This window comes from Kaistella faecalis (assembly GCF_019195395.1).
Lineage (GTDB): Bacteria > Bacteroidota > Bacteroidia > Flavobacteriales > Weeksellaceae > Kaistella > Kaistella faecalis.
The window spans coordinates 298939-313619 of sequence record NZ_CP078067.1; the positions used below are offsets into that span (position 1 = coordinate 298939).

13 protein-coding genes are annotated in these 14681 nt (G+C 39.3%); 11 read left to right on the plus strand and 2 right to left on the minus strand.

The window, feature by feature from the left end; translation table 11 throughout:
* The first annotated feature begins 52 nt into the window (after positions 1 to 52).
* From KTV93_RS01435 to recG, 3 genes are all read left to right on the plus strand, one after another.
* Positions 53 to 1564, plus strand: coding sequence for a peptide MFS transporter (locus tag KTV93_RS01435; protein WP_218249556.1), 1512 nt, complete (start codon positions 53 to 55; stop codon positions 1562 to 1564).
* 38 nt (positions 1565 to 1602) lie between these two features.
* A complete protein-coding gene (locus KTV93_RS01440) occupies positions 1603 to 2136 on the plus strand; it encodes a thioredoxin family protein (protein ID WP_218249557.1) in 534 nt (177 codons plus the stop codon).
* Between the two features lie 103 nt (positions 2137 to 2239).
* Positions 2240 to 4330, plus strand: coding sequence for an ATP-dependent DNA helicase RecG (gene recG, locus KTV93_RS01445; RefSeq protein ID WP_218250468.1), 2091 nt, complete (start codon positions 2240 to 2242; stop codon positions 4328 to 4330).
* Positions 4331 to 4333: 3 nt separating this feature from the next.
* On the opposite strand, the gene KTV93_RS01450 is transcribed toward recG, so the two are convergent.
* Positions 4334 to 5035, minus strand: a complete 702-nt coding sequence (locus tag KTV93_RS01450; RefSeq protein WP_218249558.1) for a hypothetical protein — start codon at positions 5033 to 5035, stop codon at positions 4334 to 4336.
* A 106-nt stretch (positions 5036 to 5141) separates the two neighbouring features.
* On the opposite strand from KTV93_RS01450, the gene KTV93_RS01455 reads away from it, so the two are divergent.
* Complete coding sequence (locus KTV93_RS01455; RefSeq protein ID WP_218249559.1) at positions 5142 to 7583, plus strand: DUF5686 family protein; 2442 nt, start codon at positions 5142 to 5144, stop codon at positions 7581 to 7583.
* Positions 7584 to 7760: 177 nt separating this feature from the next.
* Entirely contained in the window at positions 7761 to 7997 is a 237-nt protein-coding gene (locus tag KTV93_RS01460) for a hypothetical protein (protein ID WP_218249560.1), read from the plus strand.
* Here KTV93_RS01460 and folP read toward each other — a convergent pair.
* Positions 7994 to 8848 (minus strand): dihydropteroate synthase, encoded by an 855-nt coding sequence (gene folP, locus KTV93_RS01465; RefSeq protein WP_230259175.1) that lies wholly within the window; start codon positions 8846 to 8848, stop codon positions 7994 to 7996. The genes KTV93_RS01460 and folP overlap by 4 nt on opposite strands.
* A 94-nt stretch (positions 8849 to 8942) precedes the next feature.
* Between folP and KTV93_RS01470 the strand changes: the two genes are divergently transcribed.
* From KTV93_RS01470 to KTV93_RS01495, 6 genes are all read left to right on the plus strand, one after another.
* Complete coding sequence (locus KTV93_RS01470; protein WP_218249561.1) at positions 8943 to 9509, plus strand: DUF1599 domain-containing protein; 567 nt, start codon at positions 8943 to 8945, stop codon at positions 9507 to 9509.
* 1 nt (position 9510) lies between these two features.
* Positions 9511 to 10596, plus strand: a complete 1086-nt coding sequence (locus KTV93_RS01475) for a BT_3928 family protein (protein ID WP_218249562.1) — start codon at positions 9511 to 9513, stop codon at positions 10594 to 10596.
* A gap of 29 nt (positions 10597 to 10625) precedes the next feature.
* Positions 10626 to 10976, plus strand: a complete 351-nt coding sequence (locus KTV93_RS01480; RefSeq protein ID WP_218249563.1) for a tellurite resistance TerB family protein — start codon at positions 10626 to 10628, stop codon at positions 10974 to 10976.
* 30 nt (positions 10977 to 11006) lie between these two features.
* Entirely contained in the window at positions 11007 to 13133 is a 2127-nt protein-coding gene (locus tag KTV93_RS01485) for a S9 family peptidase (RefSeq protein WP_218249564.1), read from the plus strand.
* A 99-nt stretch (positions 13134 to 13232) separates the two neighbouring features.
* Positions 13233 to 13994 carry a triose-phosphate isomerase gene (tpiA, locus tag KTV93_RS01490; RefSeq protein ID WP_218249565.1) on the plus strand — a complete coding sequence of 254 codons (762 nt, stop codon included), beginning with the start codon at positions 13233 to 13235 and terminating at the stop codon, positions 13992 to 13994.
* Between the two features lie 7 nt (positions 13995 to 14001).
* Entirely contained in the window at positions 14002 to 14667 is a 666-nt protein-coding gene (locus KTV93_RS01495) for a hypothetical protein (RefSeq protein ID WP_218249566.1), read from the plus strand.
* Positions 14668 to 14681: the final 14 nt, after the last annotated feature.

Consider the following 14681-nt stretch of genomic DNA (forward strand, 5'->3'; position numbering starts at 1 on the left):
AACCACCGATTATTCGGTGGTTTTTTCTATTTTCGTTTAAAATTATCCTACAATGAATCTTACCCTCGAACAAATACAGGATTTTAAAGGGAAATATCCTAAACAAATCTGGTCCCTCTTCTTCTCCGAAATGTGGGAGCGCTTCTGCTTTTACGGAATGCGCGGGATGCTCGTATTTTTTATGATTTCTCAACTGAAATTCGGTGATGAACAGGCCAATTTACAATACGGGGCAACACAGGCTTTCGTATACGCTTTCACTTTTGTGGGCGGACTTTTCGCCGATAAAATTCTGGGCTTCAGGAAATCGCTCTTCTGGGGCGGTTTACTGATGATTGTCGGAAGTTTAATTCTCGCCACTAATCCTCACGATTTTTTCTTTCTGGGAATTTCTTTTACCGTTGTAGGTACAGGATTCTTTAAACCAAACATTTCCACGATGGTGGGAAAACTGTATAGAGCCGGAGATTCCCGTACTGATGCAGGTTTTTCACTCTTTTATGCGGGAATTAACCTCGGAGCATTACTTGGCGGTTATTTGTGTATTGCAATTGGTAAAGGTGAAATGCTTTCGGGACTGATCCCGGAAGACAAAAGATGGAATGTCGCATTCGGTTTAGCAGCAATCGTAATGGTCATCAGCTTGATTAATTTTGTTTTTACCCAAAGAAGCTTAGGTCCGATTGGTCTTATGCCTGAACGAAAACTGGCAGACGGAACGGTTGTTCCAATGGAAAAATGGAAGGTTTATGGCGTATACGCGCTTACTCTGCTTTTCGTTCCGCTCATTATGACTATGGTTTCTGTGCCACAATACACTGATTATTTTATGTGGACTGTTGGTCCTCTGACACTGATTTACCTCTTTTATGAAATGACAAAAGTAAATGTTGCTGAAAGAAAAAAATTATGGGCAGCACTTGTTTTCATCATGTTCTCTATTATTTTCTGGGGTATTTACGAGCAGTCGGGTGGCTCTCTCAGTATTTTCGCGGCAAACAATCTGAATAAGGATTTACTTGGGCTTGATCCGAATGGTGTGAATAATTCCGGAGGTGCTTTCTTCATTATCTTCCTGGCGCCGGTTTTAGGACTGTTCTGGATTTGGCTGAGCAAGAAAAGACTCGAGCCTAATACGCTAATAAAATTCGGGCTTGGTTTTATATTTCTAGGCTTAGGATATTATGTCTTGTTTGCTACAAGAATTTTCGCTGACTTACAGGGAATTACTTCATTAAACATTTTCACCATCGCATTGCTGGTTATTACCTTCGGGGAACTTTGTTTATCACCAATCGGACTTTCGATTATGACGAAACTTTCCACTGAAAAACTTCAGGGAATGATGATGGGAATGTGGTTCCTGGCATCTGCTTACGGACAGTATGTTGCAGGAATAATTGGGGCAAACATGGCAACAGCGAAAGAAGGCTCCACGAATATGGATGCACTTATTGCCTATACCGAAGGGTACAAACAGTTGGGAATTTATGCCGTTGTTGCCGGAGTAGTGTTGATTCTGATTTCACCGCTCGTGAAAAAACTGATGCAGGATGTGAGATAATCTTTTAACAAAAACCTTTATTTGCAATCAAATCCCCGATGAAAAAGTTCGCCTTTCTGTTTTGCTCTCTTTTGATGACCGCTGCCTTCGGACAGGTAAAATGGATGACCCTTGAGGCCGCCATTGAAGCGCAGAAAAACGTACCTAAAAAAATTCTTATCGATTTTTACGCGGACTGGTGCGGACCGTGTAAAACAATGGAAAAGGAGACTTTTAACCATCCTGTAATCGCAAAGTACCTTCAGGACAATTATTATGCTGTAAAATTTGACGCAGAAAATAAAGAAAGTATTACCCTTTTCGGACGAACGTTCGCAAACCCGGGATTCGTTGATGGTAAAAAGAGGAATTCGATGCATGAATTTACAAAATTCATGAATGTAAATGCAGTTCCTACAACCGTTTTTCTGGATGAGCAAAGCATGCCAATCACCATTCTTCAGGGAGCACTCACCGCCAAAGAACTGGAACCTTATATGCTTTTTATCGCTACTGATGATTACAAGAAGATAAATACCCGTGAACAGTGGGAAAACTATCAGAAAAAATTTAAATCGAGCGTCAAAAACTGATTTAGATTCAAAGAAACCGGGACTTTCAAATAATTTTTTGGAAGTCTTTTTTATTTTGCCGAAATTCGCTCACTAACCAGCAAATCTGGTGAAAAAATTGAGTCTGACTATAGAAACCTCCATAGAATTCTTAAAAGGAATCGGTCCCGAACGCGCCAAATTCATTAAAAATGTTTTAGGTATTGCTACTGTGGAAGATCTCCTCACCTTCTATCCTCTTCGGTATATTGATAAAAGCAAGATTCATAAAATTGGGGAGTTAACTGAAGAGCCGGATGCTGAAATCCAGCTGAAGGGAAGAATTACCGATGTACAGGAAATTGGTTACGGAAACGGAAAGAAAAGAATGTCTGCCAAATTCCGTGATCAAACCGGAACTTTGGAACTCGTGTGGTTCCGTTATTCGAAATGGATGAAAGAACAGATTCCGCTCAATAGAGAAATATTTATTTTTGGTAAAATTAATCTTTTCAATGGAATTTTTTCAATGGCTCATCCGGAGATTGAATTGGACGAAAAGAAGGCGCTCTCCGGGTCGCTCCTGCCCATTTATCCCGGCAGCGAAAAACTTGCGAAAAGAGGTATCAACAACAGATTTTTCCAGATTTTACTTGCGGAAATTACGCTTAATTTACCTTCATTAATGCAGGAAAACATGCCTGATGCTTTAATGAAATCATTAAAATTAATAGGTAGAATTCCAGCGTTTTATCATATTCATTTTCCTAAAGATTTCCATCATTTCGAACACGCGAACCGAAGACTGAAGTTTGAAGAAGCTTTCTTCTTTCAGCTTGGTTACGGATTAAAAAAACAGCACCAAAAGACTTCTGTTATCGGAAATCCATTCCCGAAAATCGGTGAAAACTTCAATAATTTTTACGGAAACAACCTTCCTTTTGAGTTGACCAATGCCCAGAAAAGGGTATTGAAAGAAATCCGCACCGATATGAAGAAGCCGATTCAGATGAACCGTCTGCTGCAAGGCGACGTAGGATCAGGAAAAACCATGGTTGCGCTTCTTGCAATGCTCATCGCCATGGACAACGGGTTCCAAAGCTGTATGATGGCTCCTACAGAAATTCTTGCACAGCAACATTTTAATTCAATTAAAGAGTTGCTCGCCAATACTCATATTAAAGTCCGCCTCCTTACCGGTTCGACAAAAACTGCAGAAAGAAAAATCATTCATTCGGAACTTCTTAGCGGCGAACTGTCAATTTTAGTAGGCACTCACGCTGTTTTGGAAGATATTGTCCAGTTCAAAAATCTCGGTCTTGCAATCATCGACGAACAGCACAGATTTGGGGTTGCTCAAAGAGCCAGACTCTGGGCAAAAAATAAAATTCCGCCCCACATTCTGGTCATGACTGCCACACCGATTCCACGTACTTTGGCGATGAGTTTTTACAGCGATCTGGATGTTTCTGTAATCGATGAAATGCCGGTTGGCAGAAAACCCATTATTACCGCTCACAGAAGGGAAAAAGACAGACTTTCGGTCTTCCGTTTCGCGAAAGATGAAATTGAAAAAGGCCGCCAGATTTATTTTGTGTATCCTTTAATTGAAGAATCTGAAACGCTGGATTATAAAAATCTGATGGAGAACTTCGATCATATTGTTGAGTTTTTCGAAGGAAAAAATGTCACGATGCTTCACGGGCGGATGAAACCTACAGAAAAGGAAGCCGCGATGAGTTATTTTGCTTCCGGAAAAGCTGAAATAATGGTAGCAACAACAGTGATTGAAGTCGGCGTAAATGTCCCGAATGCTTCAGTAATGATTATTGAAAGTGCTGAAAGATTTGGACTTTCGCAGCTCCACCAGTTGCGTGGAAGAGTCGGACGAGGTGCGGAACAGAGTTTCTGTATTCTAATGACCTCCGATAAACTTTCAACAGAAAGCCGCACACGAATTAAAACGATGACCGAAACCAATGACGGTTTCAAAATTTCTGAAGTTGATATGCAGCTGCGCGGTCCGGGCGATATTCTGGGAACGCAGCAGAGCGGTGTTATCGACTTTAAAAAACTTGATTTAACGGCGGATGGAAAGATTATCAAAGCTTCAAAGACTGCGGTGGAACATCTTTTAAAACAGGATCCGCATCTGCAGAATCTTGAGAATGCAGGTTTAAAGAATTACTATCTGAAACTCTATAAAGGAAAAAACAAATGGAGCAGGATTTCTTAAGTTCTATTTAGATTTCATCGGCGGTGGCGGCGACGTATATTCTATAGTTTCAGACAATTCCTGCTTGGGTGAAAGTGAAATTCCGTTAATCAGCTCCTGAATAGCATCAAAATTACTTTCGAACATTTTCTGAGACGAAAAACCTACCACACCTGCATAGCCGTCGCTGTTGATGTAATAATATCCTGCATATTCGAAATCCATACCTTTTGTATTTGCCGCGTAACGGATAAATAATACTTTCATACCGTTAACAGTGCGATATTCAGACTCTTTTAACCGGAAAAAATCTACGTTCCTGCTGACGTTTTCGATGATGAGTTCCTTCAAATTCTTCAAAGTGGCAATCTGCACTTTTTCGGTCATCATAAAACCGAATGAACCTTCAGTATTGCTACGGTCGGTAAAGAAATACTCTACATGGGGACTGATATTCTGGGTCGCAAGTTTCCATTTTTTGGGATCGAAATATACGCCAACATCCAGCTTTTTACTTTTCATTAAAAAACTTGCGTTCCTGGATTTTTCAAATAAATTATTATTTGTAATGATGGTTTCCAGCGCTTTGGCATCGCTTTCATTTACAAACTTCCAGGTGCCGTTATCGAAAAGCACCACTTCTTTACCGTCTTCGGTTAATGCTCTCTGCTGGGCAATAAACGTGAGTGATTGCAGAAGTACAGCGAGTGTAAATATTTTTTTCATCTAACTAATTTACAAATTATTTATAAACCGTCCCGGTATTAATTTTGATAACAGCAATCGGATTTGTGTGGCGGAATGTCTAAAAAAAATATATACTTTTGTTTTTATGAATAAACTTTCTTTACTCCTCTTTTCATTCATTTTTCTGAATATTACTGCACAGTCAAAAATCACTGTTTTGAAAGCGGGAGAAGGAACACCTATTCCCAGTGCATCAGTTTCCTGTAACAAAAAAACAGTAGGAAAAACCAACGCCCAGGGCAATTTAGAATTCAGAACAAAATGTAAGCAGGTAGATGTAACAGCTGCCGGCTATTATGAGGAAGAAGCAGTTGTGGATAAGGTTATGGAAGTAACTCTGTCAAAAACAGACCCGAAAACTCAGTCGATTGAAGGTGTGATCATCAACGACAAAAGCGACCCTTTAGCATTGGAAATTCTGCAGAAAGTAAACGACAGCTACCAAAAGAATTCGCCTCAAAGTCTTGATTCATATTCCTTTAAATCCTACGAAAAAATATCATTAGACATTGATGAAGACAGTATCAAACACTACAATTCCTATCTCGAAAAAAGATTCGATTCTTTAAGACAGCTTCCTGAAAAAGTACAGACAGCAGAGAAAAAGAAAGATTCGTTGGAAAGCGTAAATGTCATGAAACTGATGTCCTCAAGCAAACTTTTTCTTTGGGAAAGAGCTTCAGAATTCCTTTATTCAAAAAAATACGGCGAAAAAATAAACATTCTCGATAACCGCGTCGCCGGACTGAAAGAGCCGATTTACGAAATGATGACGCTGCGCTCTAACAGAAACCGCATTCCCAGAGAGATCCGCGAAGAAAACCGCACCCTTTACCGTTTCTTTTTAACAGATACGATTGAAATCGAAGGACGCCAGAATTACGTGATCCGTTTCCGGCAGGTTGATTATAAACAGCCTGTAAACAAGAGAAAATTTAACGGTTACCTGTATGTTGACACAGAAACATTTGGGCTGAAAAAAATTGAAAGCAACAGCAAGAAAAAAAGTGAAGGAACAATTACCAGTATTTGGAAACCGATTGAGAACAAATGGTTCCTGAGCAAAGAAAACCTGAAAATCAAAATGGGCTCCACCGTTTTTGGCAACACTAAAGCCGATAATAAAAAAGTGAAGGATTCCGCACAGGAAAACACTCAGAAATTCGGAAATTATGTATTCATGGTAGCGGATTATTTCGACTTCACAACGAATATCAACGAAAATAAAAAAGATTTTGCAGGCTACACGATGGCTGTAAAAAATTCCGACGGTAAAACTCTGGAAACTTTCCGCACAGATTCATTAACTGCACGCGAAAAAATCACCTACGAAAAAATTGACAGTGTTGGAAAAAAATATAAACTCGATCAGAAATTAAACGCATTTACAGGTCTGATTAAAGGAAAACTCAGGATCGGACAAGTTGATTTTGATGCCGCTCAACTCATAAAATACAATAAATATGAAGGAATTCGTGTTGGCATTGCCGGAAAACTGAATGAAAGATTCAACAGATATATTTCTCCTGATGCTTATGTAGCTTACGGTTTCAAGGATGAAGGTTGGAAATACGGCGCCGGAATCGATGTGAAAACTACCCTTGAAAAAAACTCGTTCTTCCGTGCGGAATACTATAACGACGTAATGGCAGCCGGACGGTTCAATGAAAATCTCTGGAATTTTAAAATGAAAATCATGAACTCTGGAATTGATCTAAAAAACGACAGATTCTACCGCTACAACGGCTTTAAACTCGCTTTCGAAAATGATTTAAGCAATGCTTTGACCCTGAATATTTCTGCCAAAAAAGACCACGAAGAAGCTACTTTCGATTATAATTTTATGAATCTGGGACAGAAATTTGAGAATTTTGCCTCGCAAATTACCCTCAAATACGCTCCGAAATCAAAAAACATCATGACTCCTTCAGGAAAATTCACTTACGAGCAAAGCTTCCCGGAGTTTTACATCAATTATGAACAGGGATTTCAGTCTTTTGGCGGCGACTTCAAATACAGCCGTTTCGATGTTCTCGCTCAGCACAGTTTCAAGACAAAAGCAGGTGTTACTGGAATTCGGGTTTATGGAGGATTACTCGCTGGTGACGCGCCGATCTGGCATCATTTTGCGATGAACGGGTTGGGCAGCGGAAAAGACAGTTTCAATTTTAATCTCACCTCTTTTCTTGGTTTTGCAACCATGGAGGGCGGAAAATATTACAATGATAAATTTGCCGGATTTTACTTTACCCACAGGATTCCCTGGTATTTCAAAACTTTCGGAAAGAATACCTCGAGCTTTGATGTAGTTTACCGCGGAATCACCGGCGACATGAAAAATCCTGGACACCACGGTTTTGACTTTCAGAAACTCGATCATTTTTATCAGGAAATCGGATTAGAGAGTAATAATTTCCTAGGAACACCCTTCAATCTCGGGTTCTTTTACAGAGTTGGCCACTACTCGACTTTACCTTTCAAAGAAAATTTCGCCATTCAGTTGAAGTTGAATTTTCTTGGCTTTTAATTTGGGCGTAACCCTCGCCGCAGCTTTTCCTACCGCCCGGGTCGCTACGTCCGTTACAATCTTTTTTGGTTGCGGCGGCTTCGCCGCCGCAACCAAAAAAGGATTTCCTCTCCCATCGCTTACGCAGGAACCGTTGTAAAACACTATTTTTGCAGCAATAAAAAATCAGATTTATTCATGAAAATCATTCAGATCAAAGCATCACAGTTTTTCGAACTGCTTAAAATGAAGGACACTGCCATGTGGGAAATCTTCGCACAGATGATCGATGGCGAAGAAAAGGAACTCATTTTTTTAGATGACGAAGAAAAAATTCTATTCAATTATATTCTGCCGGTAAACATTGAGCAGCTCAACAAAGACCGTGAGCAGTTTGCTAAAGAGTACGCCGAGAAACTTTCACATCTGAATTAGCGATTCAAATACTCATCAACCGTTTTTTTAGCTTCAGCCACATCGTGAACGCGAAGAATCCCCGCTCCTTTTTCAAGCATTTTCAGATGAAGCTTTTGTGTTTCTTCATTAATTTCCAGCGGCTTTTTTTCCAAAGGTTTGTAAATAAAAGATTTTCTGGAAATTCCGACCAACATTGGAAATTTTCCAAAACCAATATGCTGCAGTTCATCAATCATTTGGTGCTGCTGCTCCACTGTTTTCCCGAATCCAAAACCCGGATCCAGAATAATATCTTTCACCCCAAACTTCTTTAATCCCAATATTTTTTCTGAAAAATATTTATTGATGTTTAAGATGATGTCGTCTTCAATTATTTTTTCATGCATGGTTTCGTAAGTCGGATTTACGTGCATCAGAATGTAAGGAAGTCCGGTTTTGGCCACAGTTTCGACCATTTTCTCATCAAACATTCCGCCGGAAATATCGTTGATAATATCTAAACCTTCATTAAACCCGAATTTTACGGTTTCTGCATAAAAAGTATCGAGGGAAATTAAGGTTTCAGGAAACTCTTTTTTAATCAGAGAAATCATGTTTCCAATCCTTGAAATCTCTTCCGGAGCCGACAGAAACTGTGCATTTGGTCTGGTAGACTGCGGCCCGATGTCAATGATTTCTGCGCCTTCTTTCAGCATTTTTTCAGCCTGTTTCAAAGCTGCTTTTTCTTCATTGAATTTTCCGCCATCAGAAAAAGAATCGGGCGTAAGATTGAGGATTCCCATGATTTTCGGGAACGTCAGATCAATGAGTTTTCCCCGGCAGTTCATTGAAAAGTAAGCGTTTTGTTCGGTAGATTCAGGTGATTTCATAACCGCAAATTTAACAAATAGTTGGCTGAAACTTCAAAACTTCATCTTCCCTCTTCTCCTCAAAATTCATATCTTTGAAAAGTTTAGAAATTTTATGCAGAAAACATCAAAACAGTTCGACCAAGTCATCAGCGTTTGCCGCGATTTATTCACCAAAAAACTCACCGATTACGGAGCATCGTTCCGCGTATTGAGAACGCCATCCTTAACCGATCAGATTTTTATCAAAGTAAAGAGTTTAAGGAATTTTCAGACGACGGGCGTTTCAAAAGTTGGTGAATCCGAGGAGGAAAATTTTATTGCAATCGTGAATTATTCGATTATCGGTTTGATTCAGTTGGAAAAAGGTTTTGCAGATGATTTTAAACAGGACAATGCTGAAATACTCGTACTTTACGACCGATTTGCCAACGAAGCCAAAGAACTGATGATGAGAAAAAATCATGATTACGGCGAAGCGTGGCGTGAAATGAGAATTTCTTCAATCACCGATTTAATCTACCAAAAAGTATTGAGAACCAAACAGATAGAAGATAACTCCGGCGAAACACTGGTTTCTGAAGGAATTGACGCGAATTACTTCGACATGCTGAATTATGCGGTCTTCTGTTTAATTAAATTTTCTGAAGAAAAACTACAATTTAAACCGCAAATTATTTAACATGAAACAGATTTTACGGATTAGTGTTGCTTTAATATTTATCGCTTCCGGGTTTGTGAAAGCGGTGGATGTTGTTGGTTTTTCCTTCAAACTCGAGGAATATTTTTCGCCTTCAGTTTTTAACATGCCGTTTTTCGAAAGTCATGCACTGCCGATTGCAGTTTTTGTCGTAGCGCTGGAACTTATTTTAGGGTTTATGCTTTTACTTAAAATACGTCTAAAATTTACGCTGACCGCACTTATCGCTCTTTGTGTGTTTTTCGGATTTCTCACGTTTTACTCCGCCTATTTCAATAAAGTTACCGATTGTGGTTGCTTTGGCGATGCCATTACTTTCACACCGTGGGAAAGTTTTGTGAAAGATGTAATTCTGCTTCTGGGATTGCTTTTGCTGTGGTTGATGTACAGAAATCAGTTTCAGTTGCTTGAGGCAAAAAAACCGGTAAGGTTTATCGCGTTGTCTTTTTTTGTTGTGTTGATGGGATTAATCACACTTCATGGGATTCTTCAGGAGCCTTTGATCGATTTCCGGGATTATAAGATTGGTACGGATTTGAATGCTGAAAAAACAAATATTGAAAAAGAACCATCAGAATACAAAACATTTTACAGCCTTAAAAATGATAAAACCGGCGAAACAATTGAGCTGAATCAGGATGAATATGTCGCTGATAAAAAATACTGGGCTGAAGGTTCTCCGTGGAAAATTGAAGAATCAAAGACCACATCCAAAATAGTTAAACAGGGATACAAATCCGAAATTTCAAAATTCAAACCCGAATCTGTAGATGGTTTGGATTTAACTCCGGAAATATTGCAGGCAAAAAAAGCAATTCTCATTTTCTCGTATAAACCACAGGAAGCTGATCAGGAAATTCTTGTGAAAACTGAAGCGAAAGCTGACACACAAAAAGATGCTTTAGTTTTAGGAATATCTACTAATCCTACTACTTTCAAAACGATAAAAAACGCAGTAATGGACGGCACAGCGATTAAAACAATCGCACGCAGTAATCCTTTTGTGCTTATTTTACAGAATGGCAAAATCGTGGATAAAACTCCGGCCAAAGACTATCTTAAAAAATAAAAATTCAATTTAAATACAATATTTTAACAATGCAAAAATCAAATAAATCAATCGCAGGCTATCATCTATTAATGATTTTATCGTCAGTTGACGGTGAATTCGCACCCGAAGAAGGTCTTAAAATACAGGAATATCTTGCTGAAGAATTTCCATTTAAAATGAATCTCGATAACGAGCTTGACGCGATTGCAGTTCTGCAGCCCGAGCAGTGGAAAGACCATTTCGAGTTTCATGCACGATGCTTTTTTGATGATTCTACAGAGAAAGAAAGAAAAGATTTTCTGCATTTCGCGAAGTCTTTAATAAAAGCTGACGACGAAGTTACCGAGCGCGAGCACCATTTCTACAGGTTGCTGAAAAACATGTGGTTTCCGTCATAAATTAAGGATCATAAAACTGAGAAAATAGCCATGAAAAAAACAATTACCACATCATTACTTACCATTACTTGTATGATGAATGCCCAAATCTGGCCCGATGCCAAGCCTCCCATTGCCGAAAAGCAGGATCACATCCGAGAAATTCACGGTGAAAAAGTGAACGATCCGTATTACTGGATGATCGATTATTTCAAAAAAGGAAAAGATTCTACCAAAGTTGTCAACTATCTTACCGCCGAAAATGCCTACCTCGAAACGATGATGGCGGATACCAAACAGCTGCGCGACAACCTTTATCAGGAAATGAAGGCAAGGATTAAGGAAAAAGACGAAAGTGTTCCGGTTTTCAAAAATGGTTATTATTACTATTCGCGCACCGAAACTGGCAAGCAGTATTTCAAATATTGCCGCAAAAAAGGAAGCCTTTCCGCTCCGGAAGAAATTCTTCTCGATGTAGACCAAATGGCCGAAGGAAAAGCTTATTATGCCGCCACCGGCTTCAGCATTTCGCCCGATAACTCCAAATTAATCTTCGGGGTTGATGATGTTTCGCGCCGACAGTACAGTTTGTTTTTAAAGGATTTAAACACCGCAAAAATTACTGATTTAGGAATTAAAAACACCGAAGGCAACGCAGTTTGGGCTGCCGACAACAAAACAATTTTTTATACGGCCAAAAATGATGTCACGCTTTTATCTGAAAAAATTAAAAGACACACTTTAGGAACCGATCCATCAAAAGATGCGGTGGTTTACGAAGAAAAAGACAACACCAACTATATTGGAGTCGGTAAATCGAAGAACGAAAAATACATCATGATTTATTCTTCAGCGACTACCAGTTCAGAGGTTCGCTATCTGCCGGCCGATAATCCTAACGGAGGTTTCAAAGTTTTCCAGCCGCGGATGAAAGATGTTCTGTATGACATTACTCCTTTGGAAGATAAATTCCTGATTACCACCAACAAAGACGCTTTAAATTTCAAAGTAATGGAAACGCCCATCAATAAAACGGGTGTTGAAAACTGGAAAGATTTAGTTCCGCACCGAAAAGATGTACTGATGTTGGGAATTGATGAATTTAAAAATTTCCTTGTATTTTCTGAAAGACAGAACGGGCTTTCGCAACTTGTAATTCAGGACAGAAAAACACAGAAAAAAGAATTTCTGAAGTTCGATGAACCCGCCTACATGATCCGAAGCATGAACAATCCGGAATACAATACCGATAATTTCCGTTTTGCATATACTTCGATGATTACACCCAGTTCGCAATATGAACAGAATCTGGTAACTGGTAAAAGAACATTGCTGAAACAGCAGGAAGTTTTGGGCGGATATGATAAAAACCTGTACGCCACAGAACGGGTTTTTGCCACTGCCAAAGACGGCACGAAAATTCCGGTTTCAATTGTTTACAAAAAAAACTTTGAGAAAAACGGAAAAAATCCGCTATTGCTTTACGGTTACGGTTCCTACGGAAATTCGATGGAAGCTACCTTCAGCTCTACAAGACTGAGTTTGCTCGACCGAGGTTTTGCTTTTGCGATTGCACACATCCGCGGCGGACAGGAAATGGGCCGACAATGGTATGAAGACGGAAAGATGATGAAAAAAATCAATACTTTCACAGATTTTATTGATGCAGGAGAATTTTTAGTGAAAGAAAAATACACTTCACCGGAACATCTTTACGCACAGGGCGGTTCTGCAGGTGGTTTGCTGATGGGTGCAGTGGTAAATATGAAACCCGAGCTCTGGAACGGTGTTATTGCACAAGTTCCTTTCGTAGATGTTGTGAATACCATGCTCGACGAAAGCATTCCATTAACTACAAATGAATACGATGAATGGGGAAATCCAAACAATAAGGATGCATATTTTTACATGAAATCTTACTCTCCTTATGAAAATATCCAGAAGAAGAATTATCCGAATATTCTGATTACTACAGGATTACACGATTCTCAGGTTCAGTATTTTGAGCCGGCAAAATGGGCCGCAAAACTCCGCGACCTTAAAACGGATAAAAACGCAGTATTGCTGAAAACCGAAATGGCTTACGGTCATGGCGGGGCATCAGGAAGATTCGATTATCTGAAAGATGTTGCCTGGGACTATGCATTTCTTTTGAAATTAGAGGGAATCACCAAATAACTGAATGCAAATTTTTAAAGCGGAATGACGGTAATCATTCCGCTTTATTTTTTTTATCACCGAATATTTCGGATTTTTGTGAAAATTAAAAGAAAAACTATGAGAAAAAATATCGTTGCAGGAAACTGGAAGATGAACAAAAATGTGATTGAGGCCCAACAACTCATGTTTCAGTTACTCGAGTACACAAAAAATAACGCCACCAACTGTGAAGTCTGGATCGCGCCGCCTTCACTTTATCTTATGATGGCTAAAGATCTTTATGAGCATGATGAAATCGGCGTTTTCGCACAGGACATGAGTGAACATGAAAGCGGAGCTTATACCGGAGAAATTTCTGCTGATATGCTGGAATCCATCGATGCAACCGGTGCAATTATCGGTCATTCCGAACGCAGACAATACCACGGTGAAACCGATTCACACTGCAACAGAAAAGTAAAGCTGGCTTTGGATAAAGGTTTAACTCCAATCTATTGCAACGGGGAAACTTTAGAACAAAGAAAATCCGGACAACATTTAGAAGTGGTAAAAAACCAGACAGAAGTGGCGTTGTTTACGCTTTCTGCTGAAGAAATTAAGAAAGTTGTTATCGCTTACGAACCCGTTTGGGCCATCGGAACCGGCGAAACGGCGACTCCGGATCAGGCTCAGGAAATCCACGCGCATATCAGAAGTTTAATCGCTGCAAAATACGGACAGGAAGTTGCCGACGAAATTTCAATTTTATATGGCGGTTCTGTGAAACCTGATAACGCGAAAGAAATTTTCTCACAACCCGATATAGACGGTGGTTTGATTGGTGGCGCAGCTTTGAAAATTGAAGATTTTGCGAAGATTATTGAAGGATTTAATGCTTAATTTCCAAATGAAAAAAGTACTTACTCTCGCCTCAATTCTGATCGGAGGACTTTTGTTTTCGCAGGTGAAAATCCCAAAAAACTCATCAAAAGGAACGATCACGACATCCACAGACTTAAATATAAATTATACTCATCTGGTTTATGAAAAAGGAAAGGTAACCTTCATTAATTCTGAAACCGGAAAAGAGGAATTTCTTTACGACAGTTCTATAAAAAGTATGATTTATGATGCTGAAACAGTTAATGAAACCGCAACTCCAAAAGCTGAATCCGCAGTTGCCCATACGATCTTAAAACAGTCTTCAGAAAGTTCTTTAGCGAAAAATAATTTCATTAATAACACAGATTATATTAAAGCCAAAAAACTGAGCCAGTTAGGAACTGGATTTCTGGTAGGTGGCGGCGCCTGTTTTCTGGTTGGTGGTATTCTGAATTTATCTTCAGGTTCAGGACAAACAGTGAATGAAGTAAACCAAAAAGCTGAATCCCAAGGCAGCCCAATTCCGCTAATCATTGGATTGGCCGGAATGGGTGCCGGATTGGTGATGAAAATTTCAGGAAATTCTCAGATGAAAAAGATAAAAAATAATTCTGCTTTCATTTTAAAACCGGCCAATGAATATTTTGTGGTTACAAACGGTGACGGTGTAGGGATTAAAATGAAATTTTAATTGGATAAACAAAA